This is a genomic window from Limnohabitans sp. (assembly GCF_040401135.1).
GTDB lineage: Bacteria > Pseudomonadota > Gammaproteobacteria > Burkholderiales > Burkholderiaceae_C > Limnohabitans.
In genome coordinates this window covers 1-22940 of the sequence record NZ_JBBAOV010000007.1, presented here as the reverse complement: position 1 = coordinate 22940, position 22940 = coordinate 1, and the positions used below count along the sequence as shown (strand labels likewise).

The following is a 22940-nucleotide window of genomic DNA, read 5'->3' as shown; positions in this document are numbered from 1 at the left end:
GGCTGTGGCTTTGATGCTGGGCAGCGGCGTGGCCCAGGCGCAAGCGCAAGCGCCAAGCATCGTGATGGCATCCACCACGTCTACCGAGCAGTCGGGTTTGTTCACGCATTTGCTGCCGGCTTTCAAACAAGCGACAGGTATTGACGTCAAGGTGGTGGCTTTGGGCACAGGTCAAGCCTTGGATACCGGCCGCCGCGGGGATGCGGATGTGTTGTTTGTGCACGACCAAGTGGCTGAGGAAAAGTTTGTAGCTGAAGGCTTTGGTGTGAAGCGCTTGTCCGTGATGTACAACGACTTTGTGTTGGTCGGCCCTGCCAATGACCCTGCCAAAACACGCGGCAAAGATATTGTGGTGGCCTTACAAAAAGTGGCCAATACGCAAGCAGGCTTTGTGTCGCGCGGTGACAAAAGCGGCACACACGCGGCTGAACTGCGCTTTTGGAAACAAGCGGGTTTAGATAACAAAGGCGCTGGTTACAAAGAGTGCGGTTGCGGCATGGGCCCAGCGTTGAACATTGCATCGTCAACGGGCGCGTATGCGATGACGGATCGCGGCACCTGGTTGAATTTCAAAAACCGTCAAGATTTGCAAATCTTGGTCGAAGGTGACAAAAGCTTATTCAACCAGTACGGCGTGATGGTGGTCAACCCCGCCAAGCACCCACATGTCAAAGCCGATCTGGCGCAAAAGTTCGTTGACTGGGTCATTTCCCCTACAGGACAGAACGCTATCAGTGCCTACAAAATTGGTGGCGAGCAACTGTTCTTTCCCAATGCCCGCCCATAATTTATTAGCGGGTAGTTTTGGCCTGTGAGATTTTTCGGTAAAGCGTTGCGCGACTGATGCCCAAGTGCCGCGCGGCTTCTGTCACATTGCCGTGGGCTTGCTGCATTGCGCGACGTATCAAATCGCTTTCTGCGGCTTTGAGTGCAGGGGCTGTGGGCGTGACAGCCAAGGGTTGATGGGTTTGTCCGGTTTGCACCTGTATGCGCAAACCAGACCATAAAGGCAACTCCAAGCTGCGGTTTTTCTGTGTTGCGTCAAACAAACTTTGCCAAGCACAAGCAAACACATCTCCAGCGTGCGGTTGTGCATGGGCGGATAAGCCCATGATTTGTCGTGCTTGCCGGTTCGCGCAAATGACAAAGCCATCTGCGTCAAGCCCAATCAAGCCATCGTTGTCGTTACCTAAAAGTTGCCCCGCCCAGTTGATGTGCAGCAGCAGTGCGGGAGCGTGTTGCTGAATCAATGCATTCTCAATGCTGCGAGCCGACTGAGCCGCCAAGTGTTTTAACTCAGGCCTTTCAGGCACATCAATGCCTGTTAAGTCCAACATGCCAATGCAGTCTCCTTGCGGGCTGAACAAGGGCGCGCCTGCACAACTGTAGGCGTTGTTGTCATTGAAGAAGTGCTCGCCACGATGTAGCCAGATGGGGCGATGCTCGGCCAAAGCAGCGCCAATGGCGGTGGTGCCCACGCTTTGCTCAGACAGGTTTACACCGACGCGTGCAAGGTTGTTGGCGCGGGCATCATGCGCATCAATCGCACCCCGTGTGTCGATGACCACGCCTTGCGCATTGGTCAATAAAGCAAAGTAGCGCGTGCCAGATATGGCTCGGCTTAATCTGTCGAGTTCAGCTTGTGCGGCACGCAGCAAAGGTTGGTGTTGTTCCTGCAGTCGTCGACTATGGGCTTGACTCACCGTTTCGAAATGCACCCCGTGTTGAGGTTGTTGGCCCCACGACATGCAGCGCCGCCAAGAGCGCTGAATCCATTCGTCAACCAGTGGAGTCGCGTTATCGGAACCGTGCTCAAGCACTTGCTGACGAGCCAACGCAATGTTGTTTAGTCTGTGCTGTGAAGTGAGTGCGCGTGCCATAGCTTAGATTTTTGATGAAAAATGAATTTAAAAACTGTTGACGTGTCTCAACTTGAGAATACTCTTGGCTAGATAAGGGTAATTCCTAGGGCCTTGTTGTCAGCGATCTTCTCAAAATCCTATGTAAACAAATTCATAGCCCCGGGTTGACCCGGTTTTCATTACGTTGCCACTGGAGATGCAGATGCAAAAAATCTTGCACATTAACCCTGACAAATGCACGGGCTGTCTTCAATGCGAGATGGCCTGTTCTTTCGAGAATTACGGCACATTTGCCACAGCCAAATCTCGCATCAAAGTATTTGACTTCCACGAGACGGGTAAAAAAGTGCCCTACACCTGCACGCAGTGTGACGAAGCGTGGTGCTTGCATGCTTGCCCCGTCGAGGCGATCACCAAAGACAAAGTCACCGGCGCCATGGTGGTGAACGAAACCACCTGCGTCGGCTGCAAGGTGTGCACCATCGCTTGCCCTTTTGGCACTATCAACTACGTGCAAGAAACTGGCAAAGTCCAAAAGTGCGACTTGTGCGGTGGCGATCCTGCATGCGCCTCGGCTTGCCCCACCGGTGCGATCACCTTTGTAGACGCCAACTGGACGGGTCTGGACAAAATGAAGCAATGGGCCGACAAACTCGGCAACCAGCCTTCCGCTACTTAAATCCAAATTAGGAGTAATCATCATGACTTGGGCTGGAAAAATTCTTCGTATCAACTTGACCACAGGTACGGTCAAAACCGAACCCCTCAACATGCAATGGGCTCGCGATTACCTTGGCTCTCGTGGCTTGGGCTCGAAGTACCTCATCAGCGAAATCGATCCGAAGGTGGATCCGCTGTCACCTGAAAACAAAATCATTTGGTCCACTGGTCCATTGACGGGCACGATGGCTTCAACCGGTGGGCGTTACACCGTCATCACCAAAGGTCCGCTGACGGGTGCCATTGCTTGTTCTAACTCGGGCGGCTACTTTGGCGCCGAGCTAAAGATGGCAGGCTGGGACATGGTGATTTGCGAAGGCAAGTCACCCACACCTGTGTACCTCTACATCAACGACGGCACAGCCGAGTTGCGTGATGCCACAAGTCTTTGGGGTAAGAGCGTTTGGGAAACTGAGCACGAGCTGAAGAAAACCCTGCAAGACCCACTGACCCGTGTGTCTTCAATTGGTAAAGCCGGCGAAAACCATGTGTTGTACGCCGCTATCGTGAACGACCTGCACCGTGCGGCTGGCCGCTCTGGCGTGGGCGCTGTGATGGGCAGTAAAAACCTCAAAGCTGTGGCCGTGCGTGGCACCATAGGTGTGGGCAACGTGCGCGATCCCAAAGCCTTTATGAAGGTCACGGCCGAGAAGAAAAAGATCTTGGCCGACAACGCTGTGACTGGCCAAGGCTTGCCCGCTTACGGCACGCAAGTGTTGATGAACGTCATCAACGAAGTGGGTGCTTTGCCAACGCGTAACCACCGCGATGTGCAATTTGAAAGCGCCAAAGATATTTCTGCTGAAGCGATGGCCGCTACGCGTGAAACGGATGGCAAGAAACACTTGGTGACCAACCAAGCTTGCTTTGGTTGCACCATCGCGTGTGGTCGCATCAGCAAGATGGACGAGACCCACTTCACGGTTCAAAACAAGCCGCAGTATTGGGGCGCTTCGGGTGGTTTGGAATACGAAGCTGCTTGGGCTTTGGGCGCTGCCAACGGCGTGAAAGATTTGGAGGCGTTGCAATACGCCAACTTGCTTTGTAACGAAGAAGGCATTGACCCCATCAGCTTTGGTGCGACCGTGGGCGCGGTGATGGAGTTGTACGAAATGGGTGTTCTCACCCAAGAGCAACTCGGCATTGATGCCAAGTTTGGCTCGGCACAGGCCTTGGCTTTCTTTGCCGAAGAGACGGTCAATGGCCGCGGCTTTGGTATTGAAATCGGCCAAGGCTCTAAACGTTTGACTGAAAAGTACGGTCACCCAGACTTGAGCATGAGTGTGAAGGGCCAAGAGTTCCCCGCTTACGACGGCCGTGCGATTCAAGGTATTGGTTTGGCTTATGCCACCTCCAATCGTGGTGCTTGCCATTTGCGTGGTTACACCATCGCGTCTGAAGTGCTTGGTATTCCTGTCAAGACCGATCCTTTGGAACACGAAGGCAAGCCAGAGTTGGTCAAAGCGTTCCAAGACGCAACCGCTGCGTTTGACTCGTCGGGTCTGTGCATCTTCACGACCTTCGCTTGGGGTTTGGCTGACTTAGCCCCCCAAATGCAAGCCGCTTGCAACGAGGAGTACACCACCGAAGAGCTCGAAAAGATTGGCGAACGTATTTGGAATATGGAACGTGAGTTCAACAACGCTGCAGGCTTTACCTCCAAAGACGACAGCTTGCCCAAGCGGTTGTTGACTGAGGCTGCCAAAACGGGTCCTGCCAAAGGTAAGGTCAGCATGCTGCCAGTTATGTTGCCCTTGTATTACAAGGCGCGCGGTTGGGACAGCGAAGGTCGTCCAACGGCTGAAACCAAAACCCGTTTGGGGCTCTGAGGTTGCCATGACACATCACGTCATTCTTGGGGCCGGTCCGGCTGGCGTGATCGCTGCCGAAACCATTCGCAAACATGCGCCTCACGACCGCATTACCCTCGTGGGTGATGAGGCTGAGCCGCCTTACTCGAGGATGGCCATTCCTTACCTGTTGATGGGCAACATCGACGAGCAAGGTACTTACTTGCGCAAAAGTCCTGACCATTTCGCTCATTTGGACGTCACTCAGGTGCAAGCCCGCGCGGTGTCGGTTGATGCGAAAGCTAAATCCATTCAGCTCAGCAACGACCAAGTGTTGTCGTACGACAAGCTGTTAATCGCTACGGGTTCGCGTCCTGTGCGTTCCCCGATTCCTGGCATGGACAGCCCGCAAGTGCATCCCTGTTGGACCTTGGAAGACGCGCGTGCCATCATGGCCTTGGCCCAGCCTGGTTCCCGTGTCTTGCAAATGGGGGCGGGCTTTATTGGTTGCATCATCATGGAAGCTTTGGCTTCGCGAGGTGTCACGCTCACGGTTGTGGAGATGGGTGACCGCATGGTGCCTCGCATGATGGGCCCCGTGGCGGGTGGCATGATCCGGTCGTGGTGCGAAACCAAAGGAGTACAAGTGTTCACCGGTGCCAAGGTGGAGGCTATCGTGCCGAACGGCAGCGAGAATCCTGGCTTGTTGTCCAAGTTGGCACAGGCGGCGGGTCTGCATGACGGGCCGACCGATGCGGCATTGACCGTGCGCTTGTCGACAGGCCAAAAAATTCCGGCCGATTTGGTGATCAGTGCCACTGGGGTCAAACCTTGTATCGATTTCCTCAAGGCATCGGGCATCACCTGCTTGCAAGGTGTGTTGACCGATGAGCACATGCAAACCAACGCAGACGGTGTTTACGCCGCAGGCGATTGCGCTGAGGCATTTGACAAAGTCAGCGGCACCACTATCGTGAGTGCCATTCAGCCTAATGCAGCCGAGCAAGCGCGCGTCGCAGCACTCAACATGGTGGGACAAAAAGTCAGCCTGAGGGGTGTGACGCAAATCAACGTTCTCGACACCTTGGGTTTGATTTCAACCAGTTTTGGCAATTGGCAAGGAGTGCCTGGTGGCGAACAAGCCTCGCTCACCGCCGATGGTCGTCACTTGAGCTTGCAGTTCAAAGACGAGGTGATGGTCGGTTGCAACAGCGTGGGCTGGACCGACCATGTGGGCGTGATGCGCGGTTTGGTGGAAGGGCAAGTGCAACTGGGTGAGTGGAAAGACAAGCTTGTGCAAGACCCAACGCAACTGATGGCGGCCTACTTGGCGTGCGCGCAAGGCCAAGGTGCCTGGTCTGGCGCTGCGGATACACGTCGACGATAAAGTGGAAGATAACGTGGACGTGAGATCCAGCGCGAATGCGCTAACCTAGGCCTATGGACATTACTTTCAAACTCTTCGCCACCCTCACCGATTTCTTGCCACCAGCCGCACGCCGCAGCAACGTGCTAAACATGGAGGTGGACGATGGGATGACGATCAATCAAATCATTGAACCCTTTGGCATGCCTGAAAAGTTGGTGCATTTGGTGCTCGTCAATGGCACGTATGTGCCCCCAGAGGAAAGGGCCAGCAAGGTTCTGAAAGACGGAGATGTGTTGGCTGTTTGGCCGCCTATCGCTGGGGGTTAAGCCCCAGGGTTTTCGGCAGTTTGCCACTTCAAGATGCAGTCGGCTTATGAAGCAATTTTTTCCCGTGAAATGGGATGCACAGAAGCTGAATGGCTGGGTTGGTTGCCTGCGGCCATTGGCACGCAAGCATGGCAACGCGACGCTGCTGCTGTGCAGATCAGTCTTCAAGAAGACGGTGTGAATTTGGGCCAGCTTCGAATCGATTGGCAGCAAGTCGCTCCGCGTGCGATTGCACAATTTCGCATCCCATGTCTCAAGGTCAATTTTTGCTTTGAAGGTTTAGATGCTGCCCAACGTTACCGATTTATGCGTCGCTTTGATTTGTACATGCAACGAGGAGGCGGTTGAGGTGAGTTTTGTTGCGGTTGGTTTGTTAACCGCCAGCTCAGATTAAGGTTTTAAAAGAAACGGTTGGCCGTTGACCGTCAAGCCCTGAGCCGAAAACTGTTTGGCTTTGCCCCGACCCATGCCAGCGACGCGTTTGAACACATCTGCCCAGCTTTGAAACTCTCCCTCAGCCCGCGCTGTCAGCACATGTCGGCTGAGCGTTGGGCCCATGCCTTTGAGGCTATCAAGCTCGGCTTCATTGGCTTGGTTGATTTCCAAGGCGGATGCCGTAGCGCAAACCACCCAACAACCTAAGCCGATGAGTATTCTTGGTAGCCTTGACACCTTAGGCTTGACCCAAAGTGTCCATGTATTGCGTCACACCGCTTTGCACATCGGCAAATGCGTGGTCGCAGCCGCTGGCGCGCAGGTTGGTTAGGTCGGCTTGTGTGTAGCACTGATATTTGCCACGCAGTGCTTCGGGGAAGGTCACGTATTCAATCAAGCCGGCTTTTGCGGCACCAGCTAAATCAAGAGCAGCTTCACCTTTCTTGGCGCGCATCGCGTTAACCACAGACAAGGCCACATCGTTGAAGGGCTGTGCGCGGCCAGAGCCGAGGTTGAAGATGCCCGACTTGTCTGGGTTGTCCAAGAACCAAAGATTCACAGCCACCACGTCGTCGATGAACACAAAGTCGCGCATTTGTGCACCTTGGGCGTAGCCGCCGTATTCACCAAACAACTTCACTTTGCCTTCAGCGTTGAATTGGTTGAATTGGTGAAACGCCACGCTGGCCATGCGGCCTTTGTGTTGCTCGCGTGGGCCGTAGACGTTGAAGTAGCGAAAACCCACCACTTGGCGCTTGAATTTCTTGAAGTTGTTGTTGCACTCCAAACGCATGCGTTGGTCAAACAATAATTTGGAGTAGCCGTAAACATTGAGAGGGAGTTCGTGCTCGGGCGACTCTACAAAAGTGTCGCTGCCGCCGTAGGTGGCGGCGGATGAAGCGTAAAGCAAACGTGTGCCCGACTGTTGGCAGGCGTTGAACAAACCGCACGAAAGCGTGTAGTTGTTGTCCATCATGTACTTGCCGTCGCTCTCCATGGTGTCGCTGCAAGCGCCTTCGTGGAACACGGCTTCAACTTTGCCAAATGCGTTTTCGGCAAAGAGTTCATAGAACACATCCTTGTCCAGGTAGTCGGCAATCTTGAGGTCGGCGATGTTGCGAAACTTGTCTCCCTCGGTCAGGTCATCGACAGCAATGATGTTGGTGATACCGCGCGCATTCAAGCCCTTGATGATGTTGCTGCCGATAAACCCAGCGGCACCTGTGACAACGATTTTCATAACTTTTCCTGATTTGCTATGGCTTTTTAGACCATCAATTCTTCGTAACTCACGGTGGCCGTCCCAAACTTGCCCACCACTATGCCGCCAGCTTTGTTGGCCAAAGGCATAGCTTCGCGCAAAGTCAAGCCGGCAGCTACCAACGTGGCCAAAGTGGCAATCACGGTGTCGCCAGCGCCTGTGACGTCAAACACTTCGCGTGCTTGGGCAGACACCGTCAGTTCGCCTTGTGCGTCAAACAGGGTCATGCCTTCTTCGCTACGTGTGAGAAGCAAGGCGTCGAGTTTGAGCTCTTGGCGCAAGGCGTGGGCTTTTTGCACCAGCTCTGATTCGGTGCTCCATTTGCCAATGACTTGCTCCAGCTCGGCGCGGTTGGGTGTGATGCAAGTGGCGCCTGAGTAGCGCGAGTAGTCGCTGCCTTTGGGGTCAATCAGCACAACTTTGCCAGCAGTGCGAGCCGCGGCAATCATTTGCGACACATGAGCCAAGCCGCCTTTGCCGTAGTCGGAAAACAGCACCACTTTGTGCGTGTGCAGCAACTGCATGAACTGGTCTGTTTGCGAGGCCAGCACTTCGTTTTGCGGCGTGTTCTCAAAGTCCACGCGCAGCAACTGTTGCTGGCGGCCAATGACGCGCAGCTTGACAGTGGTTTTGAGTTGGCTGTCGCGGCCCAAGTGTGGCGCGATGCCTGTCTTGGCCACCAAGCCTTCAAGCAAGTGGCTGGCTTCGTCGTCGCCTACGACCGACAGCAGGGATGAATGTGCGCCCAAACTCACCACGTTGTAGGCCACGTTGGCGCAGCCGCCCAAACGGTTTTCTTCACGCGTGATGCGCACCACCGGCACGGGGGCTTCGGGGCTGATGCGGTCGACGGCGCCATACCAATAGCGGTCTAGCATCACATCGCCGACGACCAAAACGTGGGCATGGTTGAGTTGTTGTTGGGTGATGTTCATAGTTCCTCCACGCGTCGTGCGGGGTAGCTGTCCCAAGCTTGGCAGCCCGGGCATTGCCAAAAGTGCTGGCTGGCTTCAAAGCCGCAAGCGGCGCAGCGGTATCGCTGCAGCGGTTTGGCTGCGCGGTCCAGGGCGCGTTGAACTTGCGGGTGAAACTCTTCGTGCTCAAATTTTTCGTTGGCAATCCACTGCGTAGCCGCCACCAACGAAGGCTCGCGTTCTAAGTGCTTGGCGAACAAGCCGCTGGTGTGTGTGTTGCCTTGCGCTTTTTGCAAGGCGACGATAGCGTTCAGCACATCGAGCGATGGTGTTTTGGCGTAGCTGGTTTCTAGCAAAACCAAGGCTTTGGGTGTGCAGCTCAAGGTTTGTGCCAAAGCTGCCAGCTTGGGCGCGACCAAAGGCAAAGACGAAGGCACTTGCGCGGCTAAATTTTCTAGCGTGGCATAGGCCTCGGGTGAGCGGTCTGTTTGCTCATACGTTTTAGCCAAGGCCATCCGCGCTCGTGCGTTGTTGGGAGCGGCTTCAGTGGCTTGTTTCAACAGGGTCACGATTTGGGTGGCATGCTGCGTCACGTCAAGGCTTTCCGCTTCTTCGCACAGGTAATGCGCCAAACGGCCTTGAAAACTGCCTTGGCCGCTGTCGCCCAATTTCTTCGCAACAACTGAGGCTTTGGCCCAATCACGTGAACGCTCGTAAATGCTCAGCAAGGCCAAGTGCGCTTGCGCTTCGTGGGCTGTGCCTTCGAGTTTGCTTAATGCTTCTTCGGCTCGGTCGAGCAGGCCTGCTTTGAGGTAATCCAAGGCGAGGGCATGTTGTGCGCGATCGTGGTCGGTTTGGCTCAAGTCGCCGCGAGACAGCAGGTGTTGGTGCACGCGCACAGCGCGTTCGTATTCGCCACGGCGGCGGAACAAGTTGCCTAGTGCAAAGTGAAGCTCAGAGGTGTCGGGGTCGTGTTGCACGGCCTCGATAAAGGCGTCGATGGCTTGGTCTTGCTGTTCATTGAGCAAGTAGTTCAAGCCTTTGAAATACGCTTTGGGTGTTTGGCGGTTTTCAAGACGCAGTTGGCGCAAGTCCATGCGCGAGGCCATCCAACCTAAGATGAAGGCGAGGGGCAAGCCCAGCAAAATCCAGCTGAGGTCAAGTTCCATGTGTGGGGTCCGCAGAGGAGGAGGCGGAAGCCTTAATTTCGGGTGCTGATGTGTCGGCAAGTTGTACCAAACGGCGGTGTTTCAACCAGCGCGGCACCATGCCTATGACGCCAATCGCCACGCCCGTGACGAAGACAGCAAGCAGCACCAATACCAACGGCGCACTCCACGTGGTGCCAAAAAAGAAATGGACCACGGCGTCGTGTTGGTTGTTCAGTGCGAAAGCGAACAGGGTAAAAAAAATGGCTGCTTTCAGAATGAACTGAAGCAGCCACATGAGGTTTTTCAAGTTAGCTCCTCTGTGACAAGGATCATTTTAGCCTTGCGGCCACTCGAAAAAACCGGTGATCAACCTTTGGGTACAGACCCCGTCAACAATTCTTGGGTTCGCGTGTCCACCGCTTCGCGCAGGGCTTTGCCCGGTTTGAAATGAGGCACACGTTTTTCAGGAATTGCCACGCTCTCGCCAGAACGCGGATTGCGTCCCATGCGAGGCGGGCGACGGCTAATCGAAAAGCTACCAAAGCCGCGCAACTCAATGCGGTGCCCGCGCACCAGCGCGTCGCTCATCGCGTCAAGAAGGGTCTTGACAGCGAATTCGGCGTCGCGGTGCGTGAGCTGCCCAAAGCGGGCAGCCAGCTCTTCGACCAGGTCTGAACGGGTCATTAGTTGTTGTCGAGCTTAGCGCGCAACAAAGCGCCCAAGCTGGTCGTGCCAGCGTTTTCGCTCTTCGACTGGTGTGACAAGGAAGCCATGGCTTCTTGTTGGTCCACAGCGTCTTTGGCTTTGATGGACAACTGGATGTTGCGGGTCTTGCGATCCACGTTCACCACGACAGCCGTCACTTCATCGCCCACTTTCAGCACGTGGCTGGCGTCTTCCACGCGGTCACGTGAGATTTCGCTGACGCGCAAGTAGCCGATGATGTCTTCGCCCAAATCGATTTCTGCGCCCTTGGCATCCACAGTCTTGACCTTGCCAGTCACGGTTTGGCCTTTGTCGTTGATCGACACGAAGGTGGTGAATGGGTCAGAGTCGAGCTGTTTGATGCCCAAGCTGATGCGCTCGCGGTCGACGTCAACAGCCAAGACCAAAGCCTCAACTTCTTGACCCTTCTTGAATTCGCGCACAGCGTTTTCGCCGGTCTCGTTCCAAGACAAGTCAGACAAGTGAACCAAACCGTCGATGCCGGCAGCCAAGCCCACGAACACGCCGAAGTCGGTGATCGATTTGATGGGGCCCTTCACGCGGTCGCCACGCTTGGTGGTTTGCGCAAAGTCTTGCCATGGGTTGGCTTTGCACTGCTTCATGCCCAAGCTGATGCGGCGCTTGTCTTCGTCGATCTCGAGGACCATGACTTCGACTTCGTCGCCCAATGACACGATCTTGGAAGGTGCCACGTTCTTGTTGGTCCAGTCCATTTCAGAGACGTGCACCAAGCCTTCGATGCCTGGCTCGAGTTCCACAAATGCGCCGTAATCGGCGATGTTGGTGATCTTGCCGAACAAGCGAGTGCTTTGTGGGTAGCGGCGGTTGACGCCCATCCAAGGATCGTCGCCCATTTGCTTGAGACCCAAGGACACGCGGTTTTTCTCGGTGTCAAACTTGAGAATCTTGGCAGTGATTTCTTGACCCGCCGTGACCACTTCAGAAGGGTGACGGACGCGGCGCCATGCCATGTCGGTGATGTGCAACAGACCGTCGATACCGCCCAAGTCCACGAATGCACCGTATTCGGTGATGTTCTTGACCACACCATTGACGATCGAGCCTTCTTTCAAAGTCTCCATCAACTTGGCGCGCTCTTCGCCCATCGAAGCTTCCACCACAGCACGGCGTGACAACACAACGTTGTTGCGCTTGCGGTCGAGCTTGATGACTTTGAATTCCATGGTCTTGTTCTCGTAAGGAGACAAGTCTTTGATCGGACGTGTGTCGATCAATGAACCAGGCAAGAAGGCGCGGATGCCGTTGACCAACACGGTCAAACCACCCTTGACTTTGCCGCTGGTTGTACCCGTGACAAATTCGCCAGATTCCAGAGCTTTTTCCAAGCTCATCCACGATGCCAAACGCTTGGCAGTGTCGCGGCTCAAAATGGTGTCGCCGTAGCCGTTTTCAACGCTACCGATCGCAACTGACACGAAGTCGCCCGCTTGGACTTCGAGTTCGCCCTTGTCATTCTTGAATTCTTCGATTGGCACGTAGGCTTCAGACTTGAGGCCAGCGTTCACCACAACGTGGTTGTGCTCGATGCGGATCACTTCAGCAGTGATCACTTCACCTGTGCGCATTTCGGAGCGCTTCAGGGATTCTTCAAATAGGGCGGCAAAAGATTCAGACATGTATTTCCTTTGTCTCATCACGGGAAAGAGGGCAGCGGAACTGCTGCGCCACATGGGCCTGCGATAAGCGGTGGTTTTTGTGGCGTGAGCCACAGGTTAAGTTTTAGATCCGTTAGGCCAGTGCGCCAATGCAGCGCGATAGGGACCAAACGGGCCAGGGTTGCGCCCTTTTAAAAAGGCCGCTTTGCTTGCCACCAAGCCAACACATGTTCTACCGAGGCTTCGATAGAGAGCGATGAGTTGTCGAGTTGGTAAGCATCTTGTGCCGCTTTCAAGGGCGCCACGCTGCGCGATGAATCGCGAGCATCGCGAGCCTCTAAATCAGCGCGAAGGATTTCAAGTGTAGTCGAAATACCCTTTGAAATCAATTGCTTATGACGACGCTCAGCACGTTGGGCAGCACTAGCGGTCAAAAACACTTTTAAAGGTGCATGGGGAAAGATGACGGTGCCCATGTCTCGGCCATCGGCCAAGAGACCGGGTAGACGCTGGAAACTGTGCTGCAGCGCTACCAAAGAGGTACGCACAGCAGGCAAAACAGACACTTTAGAAGCATTCATGCCAGCTTGTTCTGAGCGAATGGCGTCGCTCACGTCTTCGCTGCCTAACCAAACTGTTTCGCCTTCGAAGCGAACGGGCAAGGTGCGCGCAAGCTCGGCAATGCGTGCTTCATCGTTGGTTTCCAACGACAGTTGAGCTTTCAATGCCGCATAAGCAGTGACGCGGTAAAGCGCGCCAGAGTCGAGGTAGTGGTAGCCCAAAGCTTGCGCTAAATGGCTAGCCAAAGTGCCCTTGCCTGAAGCGGTGGGGCCATCGATGCAAATGACGGGAATGTCTTGCGTATTGGCGTGCGATACCGAGAACAAAGCTTCGAAGTAATCGGGGAATGTTTTAGCGACGCACTTAGGGTCTTCGATACGAACGGGCACTTGGTCTGCATTGAAAGCTGCAAGCGAAAAACACATGGCCACGCGGTGGTCGTCGTAGGTGTGGATGCTGGCGGATTGCCATTGATGCTGTTGAAGTGGGTGAACCGTGATCCAGTCCGGACCTTCCTCAACCGTCGCGCCCAGTTTGCGGCATTCGGTGGCCATGGCAACGATACGGTCGGTTTCTTTGACACGCCAGCTGGCAATGTTTCGCAGCGTGGTGGGGCCGTCGGCGTACAGCGCCATCACAGCCAAGGTCATGGCTGCATCGGGGATGTGGTTGCAGTCGAGGGTGATGCCCTTAAGTGGCCAAGCGCCGCGTTTGATTTCGAGCCAGTTGGGACCGCTGGTAATTTTGGCGCCCATTTGTGCGGCGGCGTCTATGAAGCGGATGTCGCCTTGAATCGAGTCCGCACCGACGCCTTGAATGCGGATGCCGTCGCCAGTGGAGCCATTTGACGAATTGCCTTCGGCAATGGCACCCAGCGCGATGAAATAGCTGGCCGAAGACGCATCGGCTTCGACGTGAATCGTGCAGGGTGACTGATAGCTGCAACCTTGTGGAATGGTGAAGCGCTGCCAGCCATCGCGCTTCACCGCAATGCCGTAACGCGCCAACAGGTTGAGCGTGATGTCGATGTAGGGCTTGCTGATGAGTTCGCCCACCACTTCAATCACGATGTCTTGTGTTTTTGCCGCGAGAGGCAAAGCCATCAACAACGCGGTGAGAAACTGGCTGGACACATCGCCCCGCACTTGAATGGGAGCATCGAGTTTGAGTGAGGGTTGGCCAATGCGCAGGGGCGGAAACCCATCGTTGCCCAAGTAGTCAATCGAGCAACCGAGTAAGCGCAAGGCATCCACCAAGTCGCCAATCGGACGCTCGTGCATGCGGGGCACGCCCTTGAGTGTGAAGTCACCGCCGAGCACCGCCAGTGCAGCGGTGAGCGGTCGCATGGCGGTACCTGCGTTGCCCATAAAAAACTCTATCGCATCGTGGTGTTTGAGCTGACCACCCAAACCCGTGATGGTGACTGTCGTGCCTTGCACATCCACACCGCAGCCGAGTTGGCGCAGCGCGGCCAGCATCACGCGGGTGTCGTCGGAGTCGAGCAAGTCGTGAACCACCGTGGTGCCTTGGCACAGGGCCGAGAGCAACAGCACACGGTTAGAAATGCTTTTAGAGCCGGGCAGGGTGACGGTGCCAGAGGCGCCTTTTAGCGCTGGAATATCGATGAAGGCAGAGGCGAACATTTATTTGTCTTCGGAGGCTTGATTGCAAGCGTTGTCTGCAAGAAGTGACCAGGCCGAGCGCGTGTCGCTGGCTTGTTGAATCAGGTGTTGCAGCGCGGCGGTGTCGCCTGATTTCAAGGCGGTTTCAAACTGGTCAAGCGAGGCGCGGAAGTGCGCCACTTGCGTGAGCACTTCAGCATGATTGGCGCTCAAGATGTCGCGCCACACCGAGGCATCGCTAGCGGCGATGCGCGAGAAGTCGCGAAAGCCGGGCCCCGCCATGTCTAAAAACGCAGCGCCTTGTGGCTGCGCAGTGATGGCATTGACAGCGGCAAACGCCAGCATGTGTGGCAAGTGGCTGACCGCTGCAAAAGTAGCGTCATGAGCCTCAGGCGTGAGGGTGCTGACGTGGCTGCCAATCGCAGTCCACACATCGTGTGCGGCTTGCAAGCGGTGGATGCCAGTTGTAGGCAAAGGTGTGAGGATGGTGCGGCGCTCTTTGTAAAGCGAGGCTTCGGCGTGTTCAATGCCGGCCACTTCTTTTCCCGCGATCGGGTGGGCGGGCACAAAGCAGTTCAGCCGTTCGCCCAAAGTGGCTTGTGCAGCGGCAATCACATCGCATTTGGTGGAGCCCACATCCATCAGCAAGGTGTTGGGTTGCAGCACATCGCGCATGGCGGCAAAGCTGATGTGCATGGCGCCTACGGGCACGGCCAGTAAAACCAAATCTGCGCCTTGTACAGCCTCGGCCACGCTGTTGCAGGCTTGGTCAATGACCTTGAGTTCAACGGCGCGCTGGCGGGTTTTTTCAGACGCGCTGAAACCGACGATGGTGTGTACCAAGCCCGCCTCGCGCAAAGCGAGAGCAAACGAGCCGCCCATCAGGCCACAGCCGATCAGGGCAAGCCGTTGGAACATCATTCAGAAACTGGGTAAGAACCCAAGACCTTGTAGAACGCGCACAAGCCTTGCAACTCTTGCAGCGCCGCAGCCACATGGGGTTGGCTGACATGGCCTTGGATGTCTATGTAGAAGTAGTACTCCCACTGTCCCGATTTGGCGGGGCGTGACTCAAAGCGTGTCATCGACACACCGTTGTTTTTGAGCGGCACCAACAAGTCGTGCACGGCACCCGGACGATTGGGCACCGACACCACCAAGCTGGTGCAGTCGTTGCCCGATGCGGGCGGGGTGTCCAAGGTTTGGGGCAATGCGATAACTGCAAAACGTGTGCGGTTGTAGGCCTCGTCTTGGATAGCGTGGTGCACGATGTGCAGGCCAAACTGGCTGGCTGCACGCTCGCTGGCCAACGCAGCCCAGGCTGGGTTGCTGGCTGCCAAACGCGCGCCTTCAGCGTTGCTAGATACGGCACGGCGTTCGACGTGCGGTAAATGTTGCGACAGCCAGCCTTGGCACTGCGCCAAAGCTTGGGGGTGGGCCATCACCAATTCAATATCAGCATCGGAGTTAATTTGGCGCATGAGGTTGTGGCGTACCAGCAGACTTATCTCACCCACCACATGCACGGGCGACCGCAAGAACAAGTCGAGCGAGCGGGCCACTACGCCTTCGGTGGAGTTTTCCATGCCGACCACGCCGAATTGGGCTGTGCCCGCAGCGGTGGCGTGAAAGACTTCGTCAAAGTTGGCGCAGTAAATGAGATTGGCAGCGCTGCCAAAAAACTCAATCGCAGCCTGTTCGCAGAAAGTGCCTTGGGGCCCAAGCACCGCCACGCGTTGTGGTGCTTCAAGAGCCAAGCAAGCTGACATGATTTCACGCCAGATGGACGCGATGTGCTCGTTCTTCAGCGGACCAGGATTGGCTTGGGTGATCTTGTCGATCACCTGCGCCACGCGGTCAGGGCGAAAGAACGGCGAGCCTTCGGCGCGTTTGATTTCGCCCACAAGCTCGGCCACTTTGGCGCGGTCGTTGACCAGTTGCAGCAGTTGTTTGTCGAGCGCGTCAATTTGCACGCGCAAGGCGGCAAGGGCGTCAGACTGAATAGGTTGTTGGCTCATGTGCTTGATTAGGCCTGTATTTTTTCAAACGCTTGCATGTAGCTCACCAGCGCTTGCACGCCTGCGATGGGCATGGCGTTGTAAATGCTGGCGCGCATGCCGCCGACTGACTTGTGGCCCTTCAGTTGCAACAGGCCTGCGGCTTTGGCGCCAACCAAGAAGGCGTCGTTACGCGATTCGTTGGCTAAAAAGAAGGGCACGTTCATGCGTGAGCGGCAGTCGTGCGCCACCTTGTTGCTGTAAAAGCTGGAGTTGTCTAAAAAGTCATACAAGAGCTTGGCTTTGGCGATGTTTTGCTGCTCTATCGCAGCGACGCCACTGAGCGAGCCTTCTTTTTGGCGCTTGAGCCATTGGAAGGTCAAGCCCGCCATATAAATGCTGTAAGTGGGCGGCGTGTTGTACATCGAGTCATGCGTCGCCACCACTTTGTAATCAAACGCACTGGGGCAAGCTTTAAGTGCGTGACCCATCAAGTCCTCGCGCACGATGACCAGCGTCACGCCTGCAGGACCAATATTTTTTTGTGCGCCACCAAAAGCCAAGCCGACTTTGGACCAATCCACGCTGCGCGAGAGCACATGTGATGAAAAGTCAATCACCAGTGGCGCATCAGAGCCCAAGGCTTGGAGGTCAGGCAGGGTGTGAAACTCAACGCCGTGGATGGTTTCGTTAGTGCAAATGTGCACGTACTGTGTGCCAGCACTGAGCTGCCATTTTGCGGGGGCGGGCAGGGCCGTGAAGTGGCTGTCAGCGCCTGTGGCAGCCAAATGAGGCTTGCAGTATTTACTGGCTTCTAGGTATGACTTTTCGCTCCAGCTGCCCGTGACCACGACATCAACGGTTTCGCCGCGTGAGAGATTCAATGGCACGATGGCGTTTTCTCCCAAACCGCCCCCTTGCATAAACAAGATTTTGAAATGGGCGGGCACAGCCAGCAGTTCACGCACATCGGCCTCGGCCTGTTCATAGATGCTGATGAACTCTTTGCCGCGGTGGCTCATTTCCATCACACCCATGCCAGAAGGGCGGCCCTGTGCATCGGGCCAGTTGGTCATCTCAGAGGCCGCTTGCTGCAACACCTCCAGCGGCATGGCCGCTGGACCTGCAGAAAAGTTAAAGGGGCGGTTCATCCCTTGATTAACCTTCGTTGGTGGCGTCCGTGCCGCCTTCAGCGTTGTCGTCTTCTACGCCTTCGCTGAAGTGGGCGTTGGCATCGTTTTCGACAATGCGTTGCAAACCGCTGAGCTTGGCGCCTTCGTCCAATCCAATCAAAGTCACACCTTGCGTGGCGCGGCCCATTTCGCGAATTTCTCCCACGCGGGTGCGCACCAACACACCGGTGTCGGTGATTAGCATGATTTCGTCATCGGCTTGCACCAAGGTGGCGGCCACAACCTTGCCGTTGCGCTCGGATTGTTGGATGGCAATCATGCCTTTGGTGCCACGGCCGTGGCGGGTGTATTCGCTGATGTTAGTGCGTTTGCCGTAACCGTTTTCGGTGGCAGTCAACACACTGGCGCGAGCCACAGTCTCATCGATCGCAGCTGCTGGATCTTCTTGCTCAGACACCAACATGGCGATGACGCTTTGACCTTCTTCGATCATCATGCCGCGCACACCACGCGCGCTGCGACCCAAGGGGCGCACATCATTTTCGTCAAAACGCACGGCCTTGCCGCCGTCGCTGAACAACATCACGTCGTGCTTGCCGTCGGTCAGGGCTGCTCCGACAAGGAAGTCACCATCGTCCAAGTTGACGGCGATGATGCCGCCCTTGCGTGGGTTGTTGAACTCGTCAAGCGAGGTCTTCTTCACGGTTCCCATCGACGTGCCCATGAACACAAATTGGTCTTCTGGGAAAGTGCGTGCTTCACCGGTGAGCGCCAAGACGACGTTGATTTTTTCGCCTTCTTGCAAGGGGAACATGTTGACGATAGGGCGGCCGCGTGAGCCGCGTGAGCCTGCGGGCACTTCCCAAACCTTGAGCCAGTAAAGGCGGCCACGGTTGGAAAAGCACAGCAAATAGTCATGCGTGTTGGCAATGAAGAGTTGGTCTACCCAATCGTCCTCTTTATTTGCGGTGGCTTGTTTGCCACGACCGCCGCGTTTTTGGGCGCGGTATTCAGACAAAGGTTGGCTCTTGATGTAGCCGCTGTGGCTGAGTGTGACCACCATGTCCGTGGGCGTGATCAGGTCTTCGGTACCCAAGTCTTGGGCGTTGTGCTCAATCACGCTTCGGCGTGCGCCAAGCTTGGTTTGGCCGAACTCTTGTTTGACCACAGTCAACTCGTCACTGATGATGGTTGACACGCGCTCAGGCTTGGCCAAGATATCTAGCAAGTCGTCGATCTCGCTCATCACGTCTTTGTATTCGTTGACGATCTTGTCTTGCTCAAGACCCGTCAAGCGTTGCAAGCGCATTTGCAAAATTTCTTGGGCTTGGGTATCGCTCAAGCGATACAGGCCATCGCCGCCCATGCCGAATTCTTTTTCTAGGCCGTCAGGACGGTAGTCGTCGGCGTTGATCACGCCACCATCGGAGCGACTGCGGGTGAGCATCTCGCGCACCAATTGGCTGTCCCAAGACTTGGTCATCAGCTCGGCCTTGGCCACGGGGGGCGTAGGTGCATTGCGAATGATCCGGATGAACTCGTCAATGTTGGCCAGCGCAACTGCCAAACCTTCCAGCACATGACCGCGTTCGCGGGCTTTGCGCAGGGTAAAGATGGTGCGGCGTGTGACCACTTCGCGGCGATGTTGCAAGAAGACCTGAATCAAGGTCTTCAGATTACACAGCTTAGGTTGGCCGTCGATCAACGCCACCATGTTCATGCCGAAGGTGTCTTGCAGCTGAGTTTGTTTGTATAGGTTGTTCAACACCACTTCAGGCACGGCACCGCGCTTGAGCTCAATCACCAAGCGCATGCCCGACTTGTCAGATTCGTCTTGAATGTGGCTGATGTCTTCAATCTTCTTCTCGTGAACCAATTCCGCCATGCGCTCTTGCAAGGTCTTTTTGTTCACTTGGTAAGGCAACTCGTCCACGATGATGGACTGGCGTTGGCCTTTGTCGATGTCTTCAAAGTGGCACTTGGCGCGCATCACCACGCGGCCGCGGCCTGTGCGGTAGCCGTCTTTGACACCGCTGATGCCGTAAATAATGCCGGCGGTTGGGAAGTCGGGCGCAGGGATGATTTCCATCAACTCGTCTATGGTTGCCTCTGGGTTGCGCAACATGTGCAAACAAGCGTCTACCACTTCATTCAAGTTGTGCGGCGGAATGTTGGTGGCCATGCCCACGGCAATGCCAGAGGAGCCGTTGACTAATAAGTTGGGGATGCGGCTGGGCAAGACCAGCGGTTCTTTCTCAGAGCCGTCATAGTTAGGGCCGAAATCGACTGTTTCTTTGTCAATGTCGCTCAACATCTCATGAGCTATTTTGGACAGGCGAATTTCCGTGTAACGCATGGCCGCAGCGTTGTCGCCGTCCACCGAGCCGAAGTTACCTTGGCCGTCCACCAACATGTGGCGCAACGAAAAGTCTTGGGCCATACGAACGATGGTGTCGTACACCGCACTGTCGCCGTGCGGGTGATATTTACCAATCACGTCACCCACGATACGGGCTGACTTTTTATAAGGACGGTTCCAGTCGTTGTTGAGCTCATGCATCGCAAACAAGACGCGTCGGTGCACGGGCTTTAGACCGTCGCGCGCATCAGGGAGGGCGCGGCCCACAATCACACTCATGGCGTAATCTAGGTAGCTGCGGCGCATCTCCTCTTCTAGGCTGATGGGCAAGGTTTCTTTGGCGAACTGGGTCATGAAAGAGGCCGTAATGCAGGAAACCGGACATTTTAGGCTGATAAGTGGCCCATTCCTTTGTGGCACCGAAGCAACAGCCCCCCGCTTAAATTGTCAACACTTGTTATTAGAAGAAGTTACTCGTTTTGGTTATGGCACAATATTTCAAGCGTCAGAGGTGTCCCCACCTAGACTGCCCCGATTCGCAGAGTGGTCTGCGGCTTATAAATCCCTCAGAGGTTAATCATGAAAAACTTGAAAAACTTAGCAACTTTTGTTGCTACCGCTGCATTGGCTACCGCTGCTGTAGCTCAAAACGTTGACAACTGGCGTAACGCCTCTGGTGACGTGTGGAAAAACTCCACAGGTTTGTGCTGGCGTGATGCCAACTGGACGCCTGCCACTGCCGCTCCTGGCTGTGACGGCGCCGTTGCTGCTCCTGCTCCTGTTGTTGCTCCTGCTCCTGCTCCTAGAGCTGCTGCTCCAGCTGCTCCAGTGGCCGCCGCTTCTAAGGTGACTTATGCTGCTGACGCATTCTTTGACTTTGACAAAGCCGTGGTCAAGCCAGCTGGCAAAACCAAGTTGGACGACTTGGTGTCTAAGGTTAAAGGCATCAACTTGGAAGTCATCATTGCTGTGGGTCACACTGACTCTGTCGGCTCTGACGCTTACAACCAAAAACTGTCAGTGCGTCGCGCTGAAGCTGTGAAGGCTTACTTGGTGTCCAAAGGCATCGAGAAAAACCGCATTTACACAGAAGGCAAGGGCGAGAAGCAAGCTGTGGCTAGCAACGTGACCAGCGAAGGCCGTGCTAAGAACCGCCGCGTTGAGATCGAAGTTGTGGGCACCCGCAAGAACTGATCTGACTTGATCTGAAAAAGAAACCCCGCTTCGGCGGGGTTTCTTTTTGCTTGAACGACAATACAAACTATGCAAAACACCGCCGCTCATACTAACTTTGATCAGGCCGAATTGGCCAAGTTTTCAGATCTCGCTCACCGTTGGTGGGATCCTGAGAGTGAGTTTCGGCCTCTGCATCAAATTAATCCACTGCGCTTGGATTGGATCAATGGCATCGTGCCCTTGCAAGACAAAAAAGTGTTGGACGTGGGCTGTGGCGGCGGCATTTTGACTGATGCCATGGCTCGTTCAGGCGCATATCCTTTGGGCATTGATTTGGCGACCAAGTCCCTCAAAGTGGCCCAACTGCATGCCTTAGAAGCGCAAACGCCCAACGTGCAATACCGTGAAGTGGCGGTGGAGGCCTTGGCGGCTGAGCAACCCGCCAGCTTTGATGTGGTGACCTGCATGGAAATGCTCGAGCATGTGCCCGACCCATCGTCCATCGTGCGTGCCTGTGCGCAATTGGTCAAGCCGGGTGGCCATGTGTTTTTCTCAACCCTCAACCGCAACGCCAAGTCGTTTTTGTTTGCCATCGTGGGGGCGGAGTACGTACTCAACTTGTTGCCCCGTGGCACCCACGAATACGCTAAATTCATCCGCCCCAGCGAGCTGGCGCGTGATTGCCGCGAAGCGGGCCTAGAGTGGCAGCACGCCCGTGGCATGGAATACAACCCTTTGACCCGTCGCTATTGGCTGAGTGGTAACACCAGCGTCAACTACATGGTTGCCACGCAAAAACCCCTGTGATGCTGAAAAATATTCGTGCGGTGCTCTTCGATTTGGATGGCACTTTGATTGACAGTGCCCCTGATCTCGCCGCTGCTGCCGACAAAATGCGCACTGACCGTGGCATGCCATCACTCCCCTACGAGCTTTACCGCCCGTTGGCAGGCGCAGGCGCACGCGGCATGCTTAAGGTGGCATTCGACATAACACCTGAACACCCAAACTTTTTGACTATGCGCGAAGAGTTCTTTGCCAACTACGAAGCTGCCATGACCGTGCGCACCTATGTATTTGACGGTGTGCATCAATTGATTGAGCACCTCCTTCTGCGCCAAATGCCTTGGGGCGTGGTGACTAACAAAATGGCGCGGTTCACTGATCCGCTTACCGCGGCCATGCCTTTGTTTGCCAGTGCGCGCGCGATTGTGAGTGGTGACACCACCCCGCACTCTAAACCGCATCCCGAACCGTTGTTTGAAGCGGCACGACGTTTGGCGTTGCCGCCTGAGGTGTGTTTGTATGTGGGCGACGACGAGCGCGACATTGCCGCAGGCCGTGCCGCAGGCATGCCTACGGTGGCTGCCACTTACGGATATTTGGGTGAAAAGACCGATGTCAGCACCTGGGGTGCAGATTTATCGGTCGATTCACCAAATAAGCTCTTGCAACTGCTGGCGCAGGTTTAAAATACGAGACTTGGGGCTGCACTGGTTTCGACATGGGTTCGGACGCGTGGCAGGGCATGTCGAGGTTCTGATCCTCGTAAAACAGCGGAAAAAAAACTAACTGCAAACGACGAACGTTTCGCACTCGCCGCTTAATCCGGTGAGCCTTGCAACAGTTGGCCGATAGGCTGGGTTAGGGTGATTGGGGTGTTAAAACCTCAAAAGTCCTAGCTGCAAGGTAACTCATATTGGCTGGCATGACATCGGGCACCTTGATGTTGTGCGAGATCTAAGGATGCTGGTTTGATTTTCAGCGTGTCGCTGCGCGGTTCATCAGATAAGACTCAAATCAGACGACTACACATGTAGAACTGTACGAAAAAGGCTTGTGGACGCGGGTTCAAATCCCGCCAGCTCCACCAATACCTTAAAAGCCAACCCTAACCGGTTGGCTTTTTTTTGCCTACTAGC

General features: G+C 55.4%; 22 protein-coding genes and 1 other RNA gene. 10 read left to right on the top strand and 13 right to left on the bottom strand.

Going from position 1 to position 22940, the window contains the following annotated elements; all coding sequences use genetic code 11:
- The first annotated feature begins 13 nt into the window (after positions 1-13).
- Positions 14-787 (top strand): ABC transporter substrate-binding protein, encoded by a 774-nt coding sequence (locus ABWP81_RS03375; protein WP_353139535.1) that lies wholly within the window; start codon positions 14-16, stop codon positions 785-787.
- Between the two features lie 4 nt (positions 788-791).
- On the opposite strand, the gene ABWP81_RS03370 is transcribed toward ABWP81_RS03375, so the two are convergent.
- Positions 792-1880, bottom strand: a complete 1089-nt coding sequence (locus ABWP81_RS03370; RefSeq protein WP_353139423.1) for a helix-turn-helix domain-containing protein — start codon at positions 1878-1880, stop codon at positions 792-794.
- A 184-nt stretch (positions 1881-2064) separates the two neighbouring features.
- Here ABWP81_RS03370 and ABWP81_RS03365 point away from each other — a divergent pair, with 184 nt between their 5' ends.
- The 5 genes from ABWP81_RS03365 (at position 2065) to ABWP81_RS03345 (ending at position 6415) form a co-directional block, all read left to right on the top strand.
- On the top strand, positions 2065-2541 hold the full coding sequence (locus tag ABWP81_RS03365) for a 4Fe-4S dicluster domain-containing protein (protein WP_104798980.1): 477 nt from the start codon (positions 2065-2067) through the stop codon (positions 2539-2541).
- 22 nt (positions 2542-2563) lie between these two features.
- Positions 2564-4411 (top strand): aldehyde ferredoxin oxidoreductase family protein, encoded by a 1848-nt coding sequence (locus ABWP81_RS03360; protein ID WP_353139420.1) that lies wholly within the window; start codon positions 2564-2566, stop codon positions 4409-4411.
- A gap of 7 nt (positions 4412-4418) precedes the next feature.
- A complete protein-coding gene (locus tag ABWP81_RS03355) occupies positions 4419-5759 on the top strand; it encodes an NAD(P)/FAD-dependent oxidoreductase (protein ID WP_353139417.1) in 1341 nt (446 codons plus the stop codon).
- A gap of 53 nt (positions 5760-5812) precedes the next feature.
- On the top strand, positions 5813-6067 hold the full coding sequence (thiS, locus tag ABWP81_RS03350; protein ID WP_353139414.1) for a sulfur carrier protein ThiS: 255 nt from the start codon (positions 5813-5815) through the stop codon (positions 6065-6067).
- A 69-nt stretch (positions 6068-6136) separates the two neighbouring features.
- Complete coding sequence (locus tag ABWP81_RS03345; RefSeq protein WP_353139411.1) at positions 6137-6415, top strand: hypothetical protein; 279 nt, start codon at positions 6137-6139, stop codon at positions 6413-6415.
- A 42-nt stretch (positions 6416-6457) separates the two neighbouring features.
- Here ABWP81_RS03345 and ABWP81_RS03340 read toward each other — a convergent pair whose 3' ends face one another.
- From ABWP81_RS03340 to gyrA, 12 genes are all read right to left on the bottom strand, one after another.
- Entirely contained in the window at positions 6458-6673 is a 216-nt protein-coding gene (locus tag ABWP81_RS03340; protein ID WP_353139408.1) for a ComEA family DNA-binding protein, read from the bottom strand.
- A 67-nt stretch (positions 6674-6740) separates the two neighbouring features.
- The gene (rfaD, locus tag ABWP81_RS03335) at positions 6741-7742 is read right to left on the bottom strand and encodes an ADP-glyceromanno-heptose 6-epimerase (protein WP_353139405.1); all 1002 of its coding nucleotides are present in this window, start codon (positions 7740-7742) and stop codon (positions 6741-6743) included.
- A 26-nt stretch (positions 7743-7768) separates the two neighbouring features.
- Positions 7769-8698 (bottom strand): D-glycero-beta-D-manno-heptose-7-phosphate kinase, encoded by a 930-nt coding sequence (gene rfaE1, locus ABWP81_RS03330; protein ID WP_353139402.1) that lies wholly within the window; start codon positions 8696-8698, stop codon positions 7769-7771.
- Positions 8695-9846 carry a lipopolysaccharide assembly protein LapB gene (gene lapB / locus ABWP81_RS03325; protein ID WP_353139399.1) on the bottom strand — a complete coding sequence of 384 codons (1152 nt, stop codon included), beginning with the start codon at positions 9844-9846 and terminating at the stop codon, positions 8695-8697. The genes rfaE1 and lapB overlap by 4 nt, the downstream gene beginning before the upstream one ends.
- Positions 9836-10135, bottom strand: coding sequence for a lipopolysaccharide assembly protein LapA domain-containing protein (locus ABWP81_RS03320; RefSeq protein WP_353139396.1), 300 nt, complete (start codon positions 10133-10135; stop codon positions 9836-9838). Before ABWP81_RS03320 ends, lapB begins: the two co-directional genes overlap by 11 nt.
- 59 nt (positions 10136-10194) lie before the next feature.
- Positions 10195-10512 (bottom strand): integration host factor subunit beta, encoded by a 318-nt coding sequence (locus ABWP81_RS03315; protein WP_353137053.1) that lies wholly within the window; start codon positions 10510-10512, stop codon positions 10195-10197.
- On the bottom strand, positions 10512-12209 hold the full coding sequence (rpsA, locus tag ABWP81_RS03310) for a 30S ribosomal protein S1 (protein WP_353139532.1): 1698 nt from the start codon (positions 12207-12209) through the stop codon (positions 10512-10514). Before rpsA ends, ABWP81_RS03315 begins: the two co-directional genes overlap by 1 nt.
- A gap of 152 nt (positions 12210-12361) precedes the next feature.
- Positions 12362-14374, bottom strand: a complete 2013-nt coding sequence (locus ABWP81_RS03305; RefSeq protein ID WP_353139393.1) for a bifunctional 3-phosphoshikimate 1-carboxyvinyltransferase/cytidylate kinase — start codon at positions 14372-14374, stop codon at positions 12362-12364.
- Positions 14375-15271, bottom strand: coding sequence for a prephenate dehydrogenase (locus ABWP81_RS03300; protein WP_353139529.1), 897 nt, complete (start codon positions 15269-15271; stop codon positions 14375-14377).
- Positions 15271-16371 carry a prephenate dehydratase gene (gene pheA, locus ABWP81_RS03295; RefSeq protein WP_353139390.1) on the bottom strand — a complete coding sequence of 367 codons (1101 nt, stop codon included), beginning with the start codon at positions 16369-16371 and terminating at the stop codon, positions 15271-15273. Before pheA ends, ABWP81_RS03300 begins: the two co-directional genes overlap by 1 nt.
- 8 nt (positions 16372-16379) lie before the next feature.
- Positions 16380-17501 carry a 3-phosphoserine/phosphohydroxythreonine transaminase gene (gene serC / locus ABWP81_RS03290; RefSeq protein WP_353139387.1) on the bottom strand — a complete coding sequence of 374 codons (1122 nt, stop codon included), beginning with the start codon at positions 17499-17501 and terminating at the stop codon, positions 16380-16382.
- A gap of 7 nt (positions 17502-17508) precedes the next feature.
- Complete coding sequence (gene gyrA, locus ABWP81_RS03285; RefSeq protein ID WP_353139384.1) at positions 17509-20196, bottom strand: DNA gyrase subunit A; 2688 nt, start codon at positions 20194-20196, stop codon at positions 17509-17511.
- A gap of 225 nt (positions 20197-20421) precedes the next feature.
- Here gyrA and ompA point away from each other — a divergent pair, with 225 nt between their 5' ends.
- From ompA to ssrA, 4 genes are all read left to right on the top strand, one after another.
- Positions 20422-21036 (top strand): outer membrane protein OmpA, encoded by a 615-nt coding sequence (ompA, locus tag ABWP81_RS03280; protein ID WP_353139381.1) that lies wholly within the window; start codon positions 20422-20424, stop codon positions 21034-21036.
- Between the two features lie 69 nt (positions 21037-21105).
- Entirely contained in the window at positions 21106-21825 is a 720-nt protein-coding gene (gene ubiG / locus ABWP81_RS03275) for a bifunctional 2-polyprenyl-6-hydroxyphenol methylase/3-demethylubiquinol 3-O-methyltransferase UbiG (RefSeq protein ID WP_353139378.1), read from the top strand.
- Complete coding sequence (locus ABWP81_RS03270; protein ID WP_353139375.1) at positions 21825-22490, top strand: HAD-IA family hydrolase; 666 nt, start codon at positions 21825-21827, stop codon at positions 22488-22490. The genes ubiG and ABWP81_RS03270 overlap by 1 nt, the downstream gene beginning before the upstream one ends.
- A 12-nt stretch (positions 22491-22502) precedes the next feature.
- Positions 22503-22891, top strand: a transfer-messenger RNA (tmRNA) gene (gene ssrA / locus ABWP81_RS03265).
- Positions 22892-22940 lie beyond the last annotated feature (49 nt).